Genomic DNA, 16,948 nt, shown 5'->3' on the forward strand with positions numbered 1-16,948 from the left:
TAGCCGCAGGCTGTACTTGAGTACGGCAAGGTGAAGCTGACGTGGTTTGAATTTGATTTTCGATGAGTATAAAACTTAATACTAAAGGAACCTCTTTAGGTTCCTTTTTTTAAAACAAATACTCGATTAGCATAGGCTAACCGAGTATTTAATTTATTCAACTTATGAATTTGGATCGTCAAGACTACGACCATGCAAACCTTTTTCACGTTGTACCTGACGAAGTTTTTCAGGAGTCACATCATTTCCATCTTCATCAACGATTTTGATTCCTTCAATGTGATGACGAACAGAACGACGATAGCCTTCGATATACTCCTCACGAAGTTTAGCTTGTTCTACTTTTTCTTCTGCAGTCAAGCCTTCTGTTTTTTTCTTTTTCGCAAGCTCATTAATACGAGCGATTTTTTCTGGTGTCATATTTGGACCTCCAATCTACTTTTTAATTTTTATTTTGTATTAAGAAGATTAAAAGCAGCAACTGTTTTCGCTTTATTCACAAGTTCAGTTAGAATAGCTAGACGATTATTCTTAACATCAACATCCTCTGCCATAACCATAGTATTATCAAAGAAAGCATCAATAACAGGACTAAGGGCAAATAGTTGCGTCAATTTATCGTTAGCTGAACCTTTCAATTCAAGACTTTCGACAGCTTGAGCTAGTTCTTTTTCTTGTTCATTTTCAAAGAGGCTAGTATCAACTTTGACGGAGCCTTCTGCTTTTTCCGCTAGGTTAAAGGCACGAGATAAGGATTCAACTGATGATTTGTAGTTTTCAGTTTTTGCAGCTTCAGTTAAGGCTTCTGCTGCTTCAATCATATCTGCAACAACAAAGTTTGAACTTGCAAGAACAGCTTCCTTAATATCTTTTGCAGTAGAACCCATCATCTTATCAACACGAGCTTTGATGAAGTTAAGCACTTCTTCTTGATTATCGTAAGTTAGGCTATCAAATGATAAGGCATAAAGGCTAGCAATCAATTCGTCCATTGGAATATTCCAGCCGAACTCTTCCAAGATACGGACAATCCCTTGTGTTGCTCGACGAAGAGCATAAGGGTCATTTGAACCAGATGGAATCAAGCCAACAGAGAAGAAGGACAAGAGAGTATCCAATTTATCAGCTAGTGCAAGGATAGCTCCGACTTTAGACTCAGGAAGAGCACCATCTGCAGAATCTGGAAGGTAGTGTTCACGAATAGCTTGTGCTACTGCTGCATTCTCACCAGCGAGAAGAGCATATTTCTCACCCATGATTCCTTGAAGCTCATCAAATTCACCAACCATACCAGTCAAGAGGTCAAACTTATAAATGGCTGCAGCACGAGCAAGGTCAACAGTTTCATCAACTGATAAACCTGCTTTTTCTGCCAAAAGGATAGCGATTTGCCCTGTACGAATCATGTGCTCACGAAGTGAACCAATCTTTTCATGGAAGGTTACATGTGATAATTTAGCTACAAGATCTTCAATCTTGAGTTTTTGGTCTTCACGCCAGAAGAATTCACCATCTTCCAGACGTGCAACTAAGACTTTCTCATTTCCTCGGATAACATTATCCAGATACTCTGCATTTCCGTTACGAACAGAAATAAAGTTTGGTTTTAGATTTCCATCAAGGTCACGAACTACAAAGTAACGTTGATGAGTCTCCATTGAAGTGACCAAGACTTCTTCTGGAACCTCTAGGTACTTAGGATCAAAATTCCCCATGAAGGCAGTTGAGTATTCAACCAAATTCAGAACTTCATTCAAGAGTCCTTCATCAATTTGTACCTGAACACCTTCTGCAGCTTCGATAGCCTTAATTTGCTCACGAATCATATTTTCGCGTTCAATGCTATCTGCAATAACATAAACTTTGCGCAGGTCTTCTTCATAGCTGTCAGCATGTTGAATTTCTACTTCGTGACCAAGGAAACGATGTCCACGGCTAACTCTTCCTGAATGAATATCTAAGAAATCCATATCGAGTGCCACATCATCCAAAAGAACTGTCAACGTATGGACTGGACGGATATATTCAAAGGTATTGTTTGCCCAGTGCATACTTACCGGGAAGCTTAAACTAGCCAATACTTCTGGAATTCCAGCCAAAACTTCCTCAGCTGGTTTTCCAGCCTCATGCTTAGTTACGTAGACATATTCTTCACCTTTGATTTCACGGAATTCAATATCATCTACAGTCAATCCTTTACCACGGACAAACCCTTGCGCTGCTTTAGAGAAATTTCCTTCTGCATCCAAAGCAATTTTTTTAGAAGGTCCTTTAAAATCTTCAGTCAAATCCGTTTGTTGGTCTGCCAAGCCAAGTACGCGAACAGCCAAACGACGTGGAGTTGAAAAAGTTTGAATTCCTTCGTATGAAAGGCGGTTATTATCCAAAAAGGCTGCCATTTTTTCACCTAGTTGTTTTTCACTTGGTGTGACAACGTAGGCTGGTAACTCTTCGAGTCCTAGTTCTACTAATAAATTTTTTGCCATGTTTTTTCCTTTACAAAATTTCTTCTTTTTGATAGGCACCTTAGGTACTGGGGACGTTGCTAACTAACTTTGTGAGTCTGTGGGGAAATCTTCTGTCTTCTTGACAAAGATTTCCAACAGTCTCATCAAAGTGGATTTAGGAAACTGATTTTTGAACCTAACGTTTCAAAAATCCTCAGATATCAGTACGGCGGTGCCTATCCCTTTAGCAAGTCTTCAACTCGCCTCTGGGTGCCATACGGGCTCACTTTGTTCGCCCTTTTTCTATTCTCGTAACTGTTCTTCTGCTAGGAGTTGAGCGCGTGTAGCTTCGTCAAGAAGTGGGTAACCAAGTTTCTTGCGTTCAGCTACGAATGTTTTAGCTACGACACGGGCTAAGTTACGGATACGAGCGATATAACCAGCACGTTCTGTAACGGATACTGCTCCACGAGCATCAAGCAAGTTGAAAGTGTGTGAACATTTCAAAACGTAGTCATAGGCTGGGTGAACAAGACCCAATTCCAAGGCACGCCCAGCTTCTTTTTCAAATTTTTCGAAGTTTTCAAGAAGCATATTTTGATCAGAAACTTCAAAGCTGTATTTTGAGTGTTCGTATTCTGGTTGAAGGAAGATTTCTCCATATTTAACACCTGGAGCCCACTCAATATCGTAAACAGAATCTACTTCTTGGATGTAAGAAGCTAAACGCTCTAAACCATAAGTAACTTCAGCGGTAACAGGTCCAGTTGCCAAACCACCGACTTGTTGGAAGTAAGTGAACTGAGTGATTTCCATACCATCAAGCCAAACTTCCCAACCAAGACCTGCTGATCCAGTTGATGGGTTTTCCCAGTTATCTTCAACGAAACGGATATCGTGTTCCAAAGGATTGATACCCAATTTTTCCAATGACTCAAGGTAGAGTTCTTGGATGTTTGATGGTGATGGTTTCATGACCACTTGGAATTGGTGGTGTTGGTAAAGACGGTTTGGATTTTCCCCGTAACGACCGTCTGCTGGACGACGTGATGGCTCTACATAAGCCGCATTCCATGGCTCAGGACCAATAGCACGAAGGAAAGTATAAGGGCTCATAGTTCCCGCACCCTTTTCATTATCATAAGCCTGCATGAGCATACAACCCTGATCATTCCAGTATTGTTGCAAAGTAAGGATAATTTCCTGGAAAGTCAATTTTTTAGACATTATTTACTCCTTTATTATAAATTCTTGCGACCTAGAATACAAAAGGAACCGTGTCTTTGCTCCTAAGTCAAGTGACCTAGGGGCGTCAGAAACGCGGTTCCACCCTAATTTATTACTTCATTATTTTTTAAAATTTACCAAAAGCGCCACACTCATCTCTCAATCACCTGACTCTCACTACCACAGGCTCGCTTGGGATTTACTGATAAGATATTCTTTCTTGCTGTCTATTATAACAAAAAGGAATGAAAAAGTAAAATTATTTTATCACTAGTCCTATATATTTCTTAACTAAATCAATTTAACTGCCCCTTTTTGAATAAAAAGAAAACCGCTACTCCTAAGACTAGCGGTTTAATCATGTTTTTAAGCTACGAATGTAGTTGCTCTATTATTTAAGAGTAACAATTTGCAAATCCTATTTTCTCCCAGTATTAGTGGGTTAATTCCTCAATTTTCAACTCTGGCAGGAATTTGGTAGGTAAATTGATAATCCAAGATTATCTAAACTGTTTGTAATCTCTTCTGAAATTGTTGAATCACCTGAATAATACCAATGACTATATGTATTCAACGTAGTTGACTTATCAGCGTGTCCTAATCGATATGAAACATATAAAGTATCCTTATGTAACACATTTATAAGATAAGATGCATGACTATGTCTTAATCCTTTCCCCGTAATTTCTGGTACACCAGTAATCTTAGCATGCCTTTTTATTATCCTAGAAATTGTAGACTTACACAAGGGGGCACCAAAACGTGATATTACATAATCTTTTTCATCATTCTTGATTTGAACTTCTCGCCATTTTCTAAGTATTGTAATCGTAAAATCATCTAAATCAATTTTACGATTCCCTGCTACTGTCTTTGTTTGTTGTTTAGCATACCATACACCGTTTTTGTCTTTCTCAATTGTCGAATGAACATGAATCCATTTACGTTCAAAATCAATATCTTCCCATTTAAGAGCAATACCCTCACTAACTCTTAAACCAGTCATAAAATATAACCAGATCGTCATGTAATTATGGAGTCCCTCATACTCACTAATATCAAAAGAGTTTATTACCTTCTTAAATTCATCAAATGTCCAAAATTTTGTATCAGGGTGTTTTCCTCTAGGATTATCTAATCCTTTAAAAGGAACTCTATCAATATAACCCAATCTTTCTGCATAGCCCAGACATGCTTTAAATCTAGACCACATATTTTTAGCATAGTTACTAGAATACTTGTCTATAATAGCTAAGCGAAATCTTTCACAGTCAATAGTACTAATATCTGATAATTTTTTACTACCAAATTGCTTAATAAATAATTGATGATGTGGTAAAGCGGTCTGATAAGTTACAAATTGAACTTTTTGTTGATAATATTTTAAATAAATCTCTTCCATAAACTCTCTAAAAGTTAGAAAACTATTATTAGTAGTAGAGTTCACAAATTCATGTTTTAAACGAAGTATCTCTTCATATGCTTCCTTAAAAGAATTAAACGGTAGTCCTTGTTGATTTTTCCTTCCTTTCTTTTGGATTCTTTTCCCAGTTATTGGATCAACTCCTAATTCAATTTGAAAATAAATTTTTCCTTTTGAATCTTTGTATACACCTTTATATTTCTTTGTCTTTGATATAACCATTTTTCTCACCTTCTATATCTGAAAAAGAAATACCAATTAAATTTTCTACAATATTTTTAGGAGCAATGCCTAACCTTTTATTATCGAAAGGTGAACATCCTAATTGTACCGCATTCTTATCATTTTTTCTAGCTTCTTCAAACTTTTTTACAGCAATCTTTTTTGCTTGTCTAATAATATTTCTTGATGTGTGCTCTGGAAAACCAATCGCAACTAAATCTTTATAGTTTACTGTTTCCATGATTTTACTACTTCCTTTCTTAGATTTTTTCACATCCATGGCATGACTGATGAAGTCATCATAAGAATTTCACTTGCTGCTCTTTTACGGTGGCAGTCTGAACGGTCAGAAGTATCATTGTATATCATTCGTATCATGGCATATAAAGTATCGCTCTATTTTATTGATCGTTTAAAAATCGCTCTTATATCAATTTGTCAGCCAGTTTAGTACTAACATTTGTACTATTTTTAATTTTTTTTTGTAACATCTCTGAAAGTAAACGATATTCGTCATTTGTTATTAATTTTAGACTTAAAAGTCTATTTAACATACTACAAAATAAACAATAATCAATTATTGCCTCCATAAAATTTCTCCTAGTTAAAATCAAACTATAGTTTTACGACATTGGCAGGTGTGCTGACGCACAACATAGAAATCTCATCTCTCCTCTATTAACGATTGAGAAGCAACAACGTTTAGAAGTATCATTGTCCCTAGAATGTGTCTTGGCATAGAGTGTCGGTCTATTGTCTCATCAAGATTTATCGCTCGCTTACGGTCTTGGCGTCTTGTGAGATTGCTCGGCAAACTAGGAAAGTCCCACCGTGGTCTATTCAATTTTCAATGAACAATAGGCATTTTTGTCTCTTACTCTTTAAGTGAAAAATATGCCTTACTGTTCAAAAAATTTTCTAAGTTTTTTCAAAATCTTGTCTCTCAGGTAGGCCAGACTACTTGGAGGAATATGTTTTTTCTCTGCTAACGCTCTAATGGATAGTTCTTTAAAATATAAATCCGAAATTAGGGTATACTCTTCATCATTTAACTTTGACAAAGCTAATTCAAGAAGTTTCAACAGCTCCCTAGTCTCAACAATTTTCTCAATATCTATGGACTTGTCTGCTAGTTTATCAAGGATGTCATATTCATAATCTCCAAAACTTGAAAACGGCAATACATTATATTTTGCATCTAAACGTTTCAAATAATTCTCACGATTTGTTAACTGCCAATAAGCCTTATAGACTTTCTCTGATACTTCAACTTTCTTACCATTTACTAAAATGTAATAATCTTTTTCCATCTTGTTGCTCCGAATAAAATGACTTCAATAGCCTTCACTGTATTAGTGAATTTTTATAGGGAGTGAACAAAGTAAGTAAGGTAAAAAGTTTCACATATTTGATTTATTAAAAATATTCGAACCTAAAAGACCTTGCCAGTCTGTATGTATCTGACAAGGTCTGTTTCGGTCTCTTTAAATCTATATAAATTTTTCTAAAAAACTGGGAGTTTCAATTTCTTGACTGAATTTGTTAACTATATCTCTAGTAAATAAACCGAGAAACTCCAGACTCTCATTCGGGTTTATTTCAAACAATGAATAATCAGCTTTTTCAAGGTAATCATGAAGTTCTTGATAATTTTTTATATAACTATATCCCTGAGGTGCAGAAAAATTAGGAGACATCTTTTTAGCTTCCTCTAGTAGAACTGGGCTATCTAAAAGCGATAATGAATGAATAGCGGAAAAATACTTGGCTCCTTCTCGATAATGATTGTTTAAATTCAAACAATAGTCATTATTTAAATCAGAATCATTTAAGAATGACTTAATCTCATTTCGTTTCCCCATAACCATTTTTCCAACAATCATTTTAGCAGGTGCAGATAAATAAAGGTAAGCAACCGTTTGTTGTTCAGGAATTCTTGAACGATATTCAAAATGTTTCTTTTGGGTTAATAAGGCTCTAAAGAACTCCGGTTTAAAACTCAGAATAATTTTCTTCAATTAAAACTCCTCCTTCATTACCTCTAGCAAATAATTTACAGTGTAATCTCTAAAGAAATACTTTGGATCACTTGCCCAAGGTGAAAAGACATTCCATAACTTTTTAATCGCATCATCTCCTAGCTCATCTTTAATCAGTGAGATATTAACAATATACTCATCATACATGCCACGATATGCTGAATCTCCTCCAACATATTTACGTTTTGAAAGTTTTGAACCTGAACGATCTAAAATTTGTGGTGTATATATAAGTGCCGGAATCTGGTTATATCCCATTTCCTTCAATCCTTCATAATAGACACGCAGAGGCCATACGCCACCCCAATCAGCGCCTTCAAATACAATACTCAGTGTATTATTTTGGGCATCATTCTCAATGATAGAGATCCCTTTCATAAGATTTCTCATTGGTACATTGGGATTGACTTCCACTTCATTTGTTTCATCAAATGTCAATTCACAGAAACCATGTTCTGGACATTCTGTGCTAAATTCTAACTTATCCTTATAAACTGTGATTTTAGTATCTTTAGTATTTGTGCTGTACAAACCACACTGGGGACACGCTAGTCTAGTACGAAGTTTATTTTCTTTTGGTGTAATAATTTTGGCAATCCTATCATGATTATTATACATATCAATCAGCGCCCGACGTGCATGACGTTCCTTTTGAAACTCATTGAATGTTCTGATTTTATAATCAACACCAGAGAGTTCACTTAATTCTGACAACAATTCTTCAAAAAACACACGATAGAATTCATAATCACTTAACTTACTATCCTTACTATACGTATGGTTTAAGGGCTTGAAATATACACTTTCCTCATGAACTACTTTTTCTCCTTTAGCATGTTCTAAGAGATCCAATGTTACTTCAACTTCTACCCCATATTTTTTTCTTAAAATATCTGCATATGCAAATCCAAATATAAAGTTAATTAAAGTACCAAAATGAGGGTAACTATTTGGTTGCGCACACAAAAGTATATTGACCTTATTAACTCCATCCATCTTTAAGTCAACAATCTGTGTAGTATCATTTAAAATATAGTTCATTCCTAAAAGTGGAAAATACGTAGCATCCATCATTATCCCCTTATTCTGTTTCAAATTTAAATTCATTTAGTATTTTATCTTTTAAAGAAAGGACATCATCAATATTTTCTGCAGTATATACAGATTGAAATACTTTAGTGGCACAGTGTTTCCCAAGCCCTAAAGAGTCCCCGGCTTTAATATATACATCAGCTGATTTTACTCCATCCAATTTTAAAATTTCATCAACATCAGACACAAATGTCACTTTACCCTTTTTAGGATAAACTATAGTCCATCCTCCCTGGTTGACTTGACTAATTATTTCATTAGGAATTAGTTCCTCATGATTTGATTGGAGGTTATACTCAACTTCAAAAAGATTTGTTCCAAATAACGATTCAATGACTGGGACAACTCCCGCCCCTCCCGGCCTGACCCCAATCTCACAAAAATAGATACCATTGACTGAATTTATAAGCTCTAAGTGGAGTGTCACTTTGTCCATCCCATAGCACGCTATAACTTCATGAGCCGCATCTATAAGTTTATCTCTAAGTTGACTATCACTAACTGACACTGCAGATAAAGATTTATTTGATTTAAACTCAAATTGATTTTCTTGATACATCATCAAGTTATTAATTATTGGGGTCTTATTAATAACAAATGTATCATAGTGAAACACTTGACCTTCTATAAATTCCTGAATTATATAGCTTTTATCTTTACGTATATTTTCTGCAAGTTCTTTCACCTCTAAATCAGACAAATCACTTGTAAAAATTGCCATATCTTTGGAGCCCATACCATCCTTTCTTTTCGCTATAACTTTTTTAAATTTTTTTAGCAGTCTCACAACCTGACTATAATCTATATAGTCCTCTGTATATGGAATTTTAACAGAGTTTATACCACTATTTTCAAGCACATCAATCATGAGCTTCTTATCTCTAAAAGTGATAACATCCTCTGGCTTTTTTCCATCAATTTTGAAATGTTGCCGTAAGTATGCGGCACTTAATAAGCAGTATTCTTCAAAAGCAAAAATATGCTCAATAGTGGCTTTTGAACCGATACAACTGATTAATTCTTCTAGTTTTTTTATTTTTACATTGGTTGAAATAGTGACTTCAGTTTCAACTGTAAGTAAATTTTCCAAGTAGTCCTCTGTGTATTCTAGACTCTCTACAGGTGTTATAATATGTATTCGATCTACATTCTGGGCTTCTTTTATGATAAAATCTAAAAAATTATTTAAACCCAATAAAATAAATATTGATGTTTTCATTAAGTTTCCTTCCTAATTCTAACATTACCAAAACTTTGTTCCATAAATCCAATCATAATTTGGATAACCATAAATCGTTCCATCATCGCTTATATTTTTAGGAATTTCGCGCTCCTTACCATAAAGATTTATTACGTACTCTTTAGGAAGAATATGACCTTCAAATTCAGATGAAGTGTTTTCAACCCTATCAACAATTAATGTTGCTGAAGTTAATCCTGGTGCTTCAGGCAAGTGATAACTGTGCATACCCGTAACCATATCACGAATTACAAAACCACTTTTGATTAAAAAATCTTGAATATTTCTCATAGCTTCAACAGTCCATAAAACATTCTCATCATAGGGTATAACCAAACATCCAGACGACTCTTGTTTACATAACTCCATACATCTATGTAACCAAGCAATCGTACTTAATCCTTTATTTTTAGAACCATAAGGTGGATTTATATAGAAAAAGTCAAATTTTTGTTTTAGATCTGGATCAACTTTATCAATGACATTATAAATGGAAGCTTTCACTGGAACTGAAAACTCGAAATCTTTAGAAAATTTATCAATGTTATTGACCATTCTCTCATCAAAGTCAAGAACAGTGAGGCTCTTAGGTTTAGAGGTAAGTCCTTGTGTTGCAAACAACCCAAACATCATGCTCATTCCATCACCATCACCAAGAAATAGCACATCTTTATCACTTAAAAAACTATGCATTAGCATTGTTTGTTGTATCATATCACCACCATGCATAAAAATCTGGTCAAAGGTTCTGTTAGCTGATGGCCTTCTATATGTTACTTGGTCTGCCAAGTTAACCATTTGTTGTGAAATTGAAGGATTTAAGTTAGCAAATAAATTTTTCAAAACATTTCTCCTATTTTATTTTTTATTTTGTAAAAACTGCGAAGGGGGCTATTACTTCTGCAAGCAGTGTAATTTTTACCGTCTTATGATTAGTGGTGTAACTATCTGTTTTAACTGCACACGCTTTATCCACTCGATAACGGATATAATCACTCAAAATCGTTCCACATTTATTTCCGATTCCAACAGAATATGTATCCAAAGATAAATCAAAATTGCAAACTGTTAAATTTTTGATGCACAAAGCAAATTTTGAACCCAATACATTAATTTTTTCATCTATGGGAGACCAATCTACATTATCAATCGAGAAGTGATGACTCTTATCGGGAGTATTATTCAACTTCGATTCTGTTAAAGACATAACTAGATAAAGCTTTTCTCCTTTTTTATAGACATTCTCTGCAAAAGGTTGAACTTGAGTTAAAGGGTGACAAAAGTTTCCCCCATACCCCCAAAAAGTATATCCAACTTTTGCTATCTCATCTTGTTTACGCCTCACTATACTATCAACTGTTTCACCGGCATGTACACCGTACTTCATGTATATAATGTTATCCATTTAACTATTACTCTCTTTCATACTCAATACAGATCTCACTAAAATATTTTCTAGCTGCCTCTTCTATATCAGTTCCCGACAACATAATATAGCCCCATTTTCTATCAAATGAATTTTGTATAGGGTTGACATCTATTGTTGTAAAATCAAGCCTATCTTTTACATAAATATCATCTGAAAAAGTATGAGAATGCTTTGTAACAGATGATATTTTACCAACCTCAGGGATATAATAAAATATTCCAGACCTCCCTTTATTTGTTACTAAAGGCAGCTGTTCACCATCTAACGCTTTAAAAAATAAATAGTATGGATTATAACCTGATACATTTTCGACTAAATCTGGTATGCAATCTCCCCCAGCTCTTAGATGAGATTCCACGACATATACCTCATTAGTTCCCTTCTCAATTATCATTTCTGTGTGTCCCAATGTAGTATTGACGTTAAGGTGATTAAAGATTTTCCTAACATTATTATAAATATCATTGACAAGGTAAGATTCTAAATTTGCACAGAAGACATGACCACTCTCAACAAATTGTGAGTGAGGTGTCCCTTTCGGAATCTTATACTTATCTGTTATCCCAAATATCTGTGTAACTCCATCATAAGTTAATGTCTCAACGCTTACTTCTTTACCATCAATAAATTTTTCCATAATCAACCATCCATTGGATAACGACTCATTAAGTTGTTTTGGAAAAATATCTTCGAATCTATCTTCAGGTGATATCAAAAGGATATCTTGACTTCCTTGACCTGCAACTGGTTTTATAATTGATTTTCCATTGACCTTTAAAAATTGTCTCACGTCGTCAACAGTTTTGGGAACGATATTAGGCACTAGTTTTAAATTGATTGACTTTAAAAAATCTCTCATTTTCTTTTTATCTATAAGTATATCTACCGATTCTTTGGTTACAAACCGATTTTCAGATAAAAGCTTTTCAGAATAGACAGCTGATTTTAAGACTCCGTCCCTAGTATCAGTAAACGAAACAATACCAGCTACAATGTTAGTAGATACAATTCTATCAATTAAGCCATCTAATTCTGATAAATTATTTATGATCACAGTTTCATCTGCAAAATTACATGCTTTAATAAATGTACTGTGTAACATATTGGATTGAAGTATATTGATAACATAAAATCCTTGTTCTTTAGCAGCCTTTACAACTGCTTTATGTCCAAAAAGTACTATAATTTTCTTCATGTTTGTTTCCCCTCCAATTAAGTTATGTGCGTCTCTAAAATATTTATGTCATTTTCCACATAAATTTTGCTCTGCTTGCTAAACAATTCATAATAAGCACCTTTTTTAGTCATTAACTCATCATGACTACCAGTCTCAATGATTTTGCCACCTTTTAGAAAATAGATAGTGTCTGCAATCTGGCAATTAGCAAGTCGATGAGAAATAAATACCTTTGTCTCAATATCATGCAACTTGGAGACTGTTTCAAATATGGTATGCTCATTTTCAATGTCTAATGAAGCAGTTGGTTCATCTAAAATAAGTAGTTGAGAATCTTGATATAATCCTCGTGCAATTGTTAAGCGTTGGAATTGACCACCAGATAAGCTAATACCGTCAGCATTCACAGTGGGATTTAGTTTTTTCCCTAAAAAATTTTCATCCTGCAACAATATTGACTCTAAATTCACTGATTGAATAACGGACTCAATTTTGCTTCTCTCCTTCTCCTTATCAATAATAATGTTATCTATTATACTTTCTGGAAATTGGATTGACTCTTGTTGAACAAACGCATAATTATGATTTACTCCGTTAGAAACAGATCCAGTTTGTGGTTCTAGAATCCCGGCAATAATACCAATTAAGGTTGTTTTTCCACTTCCATTTTCACCTACTAAAGCTACTGTTTCTCCTTTTTTAATCTTCATTGTAAGGTTATCAATGACTTTATTACTTCCTGTATAGGCGTAAGAAATATTATTCATCTCAATAGCGTACTCACTGGTGTCATCAAAATTACTTGGTACACATTTTAATTTATCTAGGCTATAATAAGACGAAAGTTGGGTGCAGACGGTCAATAATTGTAAGTAAGCTGCAAAAGAGTTTTCAATCATGCCAACAAAAGTAAATAGTGCGGTAATAGCGAGGCTAAGTTCAGAAAAGGCTTGATTTTTTGATAGAGTGATTAACATGATTGAACCGATAACTAGACTAGCCACACCTAAAAATGAACTGACACCATCAAAAAAGGCAACTCTATACATCCCTTTTCGGAGTGTCTTATTTGTCTTTGCTATATACTGATGAAATTGTGAATTTACTAAAATAGATAGATCATAAACTTTATTATCACTTAAAAACAGTCCATTCTTTGCTAATTGTTCAAAATAGTTAAGTCCCTTATTGATGTTTAATAACTTATTTGTTCTCATCAATAGTATTTTCTTTTTTAACTCGTTTATGCCAATAGACAGCCCAACTATCACTACACATGTTAGTGCCACAAAAGGATTGATCTTACTAAGAATAGCAGCACTAAAAAGCAATGTTACAAATGTGTAGACTAGTGTAGTAATAATTTCATAATATCGAATGAAAAGAGACTGGTTATCGATAGCAAATAAGGTATTTGATAACTTTGTTCTAATCTCTGATGATTGTAATTCTGAGTAAGTATGGCTCAACATTTTTGATACAATCTTAGTCTTCTTTGACTCAGATAACACCTGATAGAACATTTCAGCCTTTTTAGTTGCGAAATCTGATATTAAACGACAAATTAAATAGAACAGTATAATAACTAAGATAAAAAACAAATTAAATTGATCACTGTAGGCCGTAAGGAGATAGACTAATACTGTAGGAAAAAGGTTAAAAAGTGTATTTGTCATCACTAACAAAGTCACATAGAGAATAAATACTGGCATGAATTTTCTTTTGATATAATCCATGGATTATTCCTCCCCATATCCCTTGTTCTGTAGTTTGTATAAATCAGCGTAATATCCATTATTTTCTAAAAGTTCTTGGTGCTTGCCTGTTTCAACAAGTTCACCATTATCTAATACTAAAATATCATCAGAAAATTTAGTAGCCAACAAACGATGTGTTACTATAATAGACATCTTTTCTGAAGTTATTTTCAAAAACTCCCTAATTGTTTTTACTTCATTATTAATATCCATGGCTGAAGTGGCTTCATCTAAGATATATAAACTTGAATCTTTCATCATAGAACGAAGTAATAACAGCATTTGGACCTGTCCGCCAGAAAGTTGTACTCCTTCTTCTGATAAATATTTGGTATAGTGACTATCAATTCCTTGTGGTAGATTTCTAATCATATCCTGTATTTCTAATTCTTTTATCAAGGTATCTAATCGTTTGATTTGTGAGCAATCAAATTTCGGTAATACATTTTCTCGAAATGTAAAGGCAAGAAAATCAGTTTTTTGAAAAACAGTTGCAAGTTGCTGGTGATAACTTTTCAAATCGATTTTGTTTAAATCAATCCCATTCACTAAAATCTGTCCGACAGTTGGCCTTATAAAACCACATAATAATTTAATTAGAGTTGTTTTACCAGAACCACTCTCGCCAACAATTGCTACTCGATTGGGAGATTCAAAACAATATTTTATATCCTTCAAAACATACTGGTCACTATTGGGATATTTATAAGAAACATCTACAAACTCTACCTTGTTAATTTCTCCAATACTTACTTTTTGAACTTCATTTTGATAAGTAGTAGTCAAGCATAAAAAGTCTTCATATAAGTCATATAGACGAATATCTGTTTTTATTTTTTCTCCATTTTTCAATAGTTTGCTTATATTATCCTGAACCACTTTAATCATTGATAGATAAAAGATTCCGTCTGTAACTCTCAGATATCCACTATGAACACCTAGTAAAATCAAAATGATTCCTGTTAGATAAGGAAGAGCAGATAACACACTAATATACAATAAATTCAAACCATACTGATTAATTTTATTCGTACTCAATTCATAAAACTGTAAAAGTCTGTCAGACAACTTTTTCTGTACAAAATTTTCATAACTCGATGATTTAACTTCACGTAGCATTTTGCTATCCGTTAAAACACTGGAATAAAATCCTGTATAATTCTTTTGACTTTGTGCTAATACATCAATCGCTAGATTTAATTCAGGAATTTTACCATTAAAATAGTGAACCAACAAAGCTAGTAAAGTCATGACAATCATAAATACTCTAGTCAAATTATCGTTCATGATTGCGATTAAAACTAATGAAGAAATAATTGCGAGAGAGGATGGGACTAACTTCATCAATCGCTGATATCCTTTCCAACTTTGAGCAGAAAATAGTTCCCCATTCCTATTTGTTGTTAAATCTTTCTCTGAGATTGTACTTTCAATTGGTAGATCTATTGTTTTTTCAAAATAAGAAGTTACCAAATAGGATAATCGAAATTCTGCTAACTCTGTTTCAAAAATTTGTGATAGTGGGGGACCCAAGAAGCTCAGAAGGAGATAGAATACAGAACTTACAATCGTTAGTTGAAGATTACTTACTCCTTCAATATAATTTAAAAACCCCTTTAAAAACATAACACTAGATACTGGTAAAATTGCATATATCAGTGTAAAAATAACTGTCAGTGAAATGAGTTTTCGATTTGAATAATGTCTGTAGATACTTCCTATTTTTTTCATAAGTAACCTTCCTTCAGTAATTTTTTCTGTACGTTTAGGAGTGGGAGAGTAGATTAGTATCTACTCTCCCTTATGTACATAAGGGAGAGTAGATTAGTATCTACTCTCCCTTATGTACATAAGGACTCATCCATCCTTATTGCTTTTAGGATTAACCACCTACAATGATTAATATGTCACATATAATAAACAGTAAAATTTTTATGAGCCTCTTCATAAACTTTTTCCTTTCCTTTATTTTAGACTTATTGTAAACTAATATTAGAAAAACCAATTTTTTGTTGTGAAAGTGGGATGATTTATGGACGATTTTGGGAAAACACTACGCTTTATCAGGACGAGTAAGCAAGTTAGTATAAATAAATTAGCCGATGATGTTATATCAAAATCACAACTTTCAAGATTTGAAAGAGGTGAGTCTGAAATATCTTGTTCTAAGTTGAATTATCTTTTAAATAAGTTAAATACTTCCTTCGATGAATTTTTAATTATTAATAGAGGTTTTTCTGATTATGATTTTAAAATCATGATAAATGAAGTAAGAGATTCTACTGCTTCAAATGATATTCAGAATATAATAAAAATTTTAGAGAGTTATCAAAACAAAGACAAAAGCACTTTAAAAAACTTTGAAATCACTCTTTTAAAATCTATTCTTAATAATTACTCTAAAGATATATATCCCTCCAAAAGTGAATTAGAAGAGCTCGTTGATTATCTGTTTAAAGTCGAACATTGGGGCTACTATGAAATTTCTCTATTTGGTAACTGTTTTAGACAATTAACTTATCAAACTATCTTTTTATTAACAAAGGAATTATTAAACAAGATTAGATACTACATTCGAGCAGAGAGTAATAAAAGATTGGTTATTCAACTTACTATTAATTGTCTAATTGTTAGTATTGACAAGGGTCACTTCAAAAATGCGAGGTATCTTTTAAAAGAAGTCGAATATCTTTTAAATAATGAAACCAGTTTTTATGAGAAAACCGTATTCATCTATGCTTCTGGCTATTTACTTTATAAAGAAGGCAACTTAGACGGTAAAGATAAAATGCTAGATGCTTTAAAAGTTCTTAAAATTTTAAGTGAAGATAAATTCTATAAAAATTATATTGAGCACTACAATAAAATAGTGAATTAATTATCTATAATATAAAT

Annotated in this window: 15 protein-coding genes; 1 reads left to right on the plus strand and 14 read right to left on the minus strand. The window is 33.5% G+C overall.

The features are described 5' to 3' along the window. Nucleotides 1-162 precede the first annotated feature (162 nt). From ADH81_RS01125 to ADH81_RS01190, 14 genes are all read right to left on the minus strand, one after another. Nucleotides 163-420, minus strand: a complete 258-nt coding sequence (locus tag ADH81_RS01125) for a DUF896 family protein (protein WP_000187071.1) — start codon at nucleotides 418-420, stop codon at nucleotides 163-165. A 29-nt stretch (nucleotides 421-449) separates the two neighbouring features. Further along, entirely contained in the window at nucleotides 450-2,486 is a 2,037-nt protein-coding gene (gene glyS, locus ADH81_RS01130; protein ID WP_049525896.1) for a glycine--tRNA ligase subunit beta, read from the minus strand. 264 nt (nucleotides 2,487-2,750) lie between these two features. After that, nucleotides 2,751-3,674, minus strand: a complete 924-nt coding sequence (gene glyQ, locus ADH81_RS01135) for a glycine--tRNA ligase subunit alpha (RefSeq protein WP_049525898.1) — start codon at nucleotides 3,672-3,674, stop codon at nucleotides 2,751-2,753. 457 nt (nucleotides 3,675-4,131) lie between these two features. Continuing rightward, on the minus strand, nucleotides 4,132-5,319 hold the full coding sequence (locus ADH81_RS01140; protein WP_049525899.1) for a tyrosine-type recombinase/integrase: 1,188 nt from the start codon (nucleotides 5,317-5,319) through the stop codon (nucleotides 4,132-4,134). Next, nucleotides 5,291-5,560 carry a DUF3173 family protein gene (locus ADH81_RS01145; RefSeq protein ID WP_000450956.1) on the minus strand — a complete coding sequence of 90 codons (270 nt, stop codon included), beginning with the start codon at nucleotides 5,558-5,560 and terminating at the stop codon, nucleotides 5,291-5,293. Before ADH81_RS01145 ends, ADH81_RS01140 begins: the two co-directional genes overlap by 29 nt. 658 nt (nucleotides 5,561-6,218) lie before the next feature. Beyond that, nucleotides 6,219-6,629, minus strand: a complete 411-nt coding sequence (locus tag ADH81_RS01150; RefSeq protein ID WP_022524909.1) for a hypothetical protein — start codon at nucleotides 6,627-6,629, stop codon at nucleotides 6,219-6,221. 180 nt (nucleotides 6,630-6,809) lie between these two features. After that, on the minus strand, nucleotides 6,810-7,337 hold the full coding sequence (locus ADH81_RS01155) for a hypothetical protein (protein WP_049525902.1): 528 nt from the start codon (nucleotides 7,335-7,337) through the stop codon (nucleotides 6,810-6,812). Continuing rightward, entirely contained in the window at nucleotides 7,338-8,429 is a 1,092-nt protein-coding gene (locus ADH81_RS01160; protein ID WP_152904366.1) for a hypothetical protein, read from the minus strand. A 10-nt stretch (nucleotides 8,430-8,439) separates the two neighbouring features. After that, nucleotides 8,440-9,669, minus strand: coding sequence for an ATP-grasp domain-containing protein (locus tag ADH81_RS01165; protein ID WP_022524912.1), 1,230 nt, complete (start codon nucleotides 9,667-9,669; stop codon nucleotides 8,440-8,442). Nucleotides 9,670-9,693: 24 nt separating this feature from the next. Then, on the minus strand, nucleotides 9,694-10,533 hold the full coding sequence (locus tag ADH81_RS01170) for a bis-aminopropyl spermidine synthase family protein (protein WP_049525906.1): 840 nt from the start codon (nucleotides 10,531-10,533) through the stop codon (nucleotides 9,694-9,696). A gap of 22 nt (nucleotides 10,534-10,555) precedes the next feature. Then, a complete protein-coding gene (locus ADH81_RS01175) occupies nucleotides 10,556-11,095 on the minus strand; it encodes a hypothetical protein (RefSeq protein ID WP_022524914.1) in 540 nt (179 codons plus the stop codon). A 7-nt stretch (nucleotides 11,096-11,102) separates the two neighbouring features. Beyond that, nucleotides 11,103-12,314: an ATP-grasp domain-containing protein gene (locus ADH81_RS01180; protein WP_049525908.1), complete on the minus strand. Its 1,212-nt coding sequence runs from the start codon at nucleotides 12,312-12,314 to the stop codon at nucleotides 11,103-11,105. Between the two features lie 17 nt (nucleotides 12,315-12,331). Then, complete coding sequence (locus ADH81_RS01185; protein WP_022524916.1) at nucleotides 12,332-14,032, minus strand: ATP-binding cassette domain-containing protein; 1,701 nt, start codon at nucleotides 14,030-14,032, stop codon at nucleotides 12,332-12,334. 3 nt (nucleotides 14,033-14,035) lie between these two features. Continuing rightward, nucleotides 14,036-15,784 carry an ATP-binding cassette domain-containing protein gene (locus ADH81_RS01190; protein WP_049525909.1) on the minus strand — a complete coding sequence of 583 codons (1,749 nt, stop codon included), beginning with the start codon at nucleotides 15,782-15,784 and terminating at the stop codon, nucleotides 14,036-14,038. 301 nt (nucleotides 15,785-16,085) lie between these two features. Between ADH81_RS01190 and ADH81_RS01195 the strand changes: the two genes are divergently transcribed. Then, nucleotides 16,086-16,931: a helix-turn-helix domain-containing protein gene (locus ADH81_RS01195; RefSeq protein ID WP_022524918.1), complete on the plus strand. Its 846-nt coding sequence runs from the start codon at nucleotides 16,086-16,088 to the stop codon at nucleotides 16,929-16,931. Nucleotides 16,932-16,948: the final 17 nt, after the last annotated feature.

The organism is Streptococcus pseudopneumoniae, from assembly GCF_001072925.1.
Taxonomy (GTDB): Bacteria; Bacillota; Bacilli; order Lactobacillales; family Streptococcaceae; genus Streptococcus; species Streptococcus pseudopneumoniae_Q.

What these genes read in the sequence shown, in the direction of transcription:
- ADH81_RS01165 (WP_022524912.1), bottom strand. Translation starts at nt 9,669, where the DNA reads ATGAAAACATCAATATTTATTTTATTGGGTTTAAATAATTTTTTAGAT.
- ADH81_RS01185 (WP_022524916.1), bottom strand. Translation starts at nt 14,032, where the DNA reads ATGGATTATATCAAAAGAAAATTCATGCCAGTATTTATTCTCTATGTG.
- ADH81_RS01195 (WP_022524918.1), top strand. Translation starts at nt 16,086, where the DNA reads ATGGACGATTTTGGGAAAACACTACGCTTTATCAGGACGAGTAAGCAA.
- glyQ (WP_049525898.1), bottom strand. Translation starts at nt 3,674, where the DNA reads ATGTCTAAAAAATTGACTTTCCAGGAAATTATCCTTACTTTGCAACAA.
- glyS (WP_049525896.1), bottom strand. Translation starts at nt 2,486, where the DNA reads ATGGCAAAAAATTTATTAGTAGAACTAGGACTCGAAGAGTTACCAGCC.
- ADH81_RS01190 (WP_049525909.1), bottom strand. Translation starts at nt 15,784, where the DNA reads ATGAAAAAAATAGGAAGTATCTACAGACATTATTCAAATCGAAAACTC.
- ADH81_RS01175 (WP_022524914.1), bottom strand. Translation starts at nt 11,095, where the DNA reads ATGGATAACATTATATACATGAAGTACGGTGTACATGCCGGTGAAACA.
- ADH81_RS01160 (WP_152904366.1), bottom strand. Translation starts at nt 8,429, where the DNA reads ATGGATGCTACGTATTTTCCACTTTTAGGAATGAACTATATTTTAAAT.
- ADH81_RS01125 (WP_000187071.1), bottom strand. Translation starts at nt 420, where the DNA reads ATGACACCAGAAAAAATCGCTCGTATTAATGAGCTTGCGAAAAAGAAA.
- ADH81_RS01180 (WP_049525908.1), bottom strand. Translation starts at nt 12,314, where the DNA reads ATGAAGAAAATTATAGTACTTTTTGGACATAAAGCAGTTGTAAAGGCT.
- ADH81_RS01150 (WP_022524909.1), bottom strand. Translation starts at nt 6,629, where the DNA reads ATGGAAAAAGATTATTACATTTTAGTAAATGGTAAGAAAGTTGAAGTA.
- ADH81_RS01145 (WP_000450956.1), bottom strand. Translation starts at nt 5,560, where the DNA reads ATGGAAACAGTAAACTATAAAGATTTAGTTGCGATTGGTTTTCCAGAG.
- ADH81_RS01140 (WP_049525899.1), bottom strand. Translation starts at nt 5,319, where the DNA reads ATGGTTATATCAAAGACAAAGAAATATAAAGGTGTATACAAAGATTCA.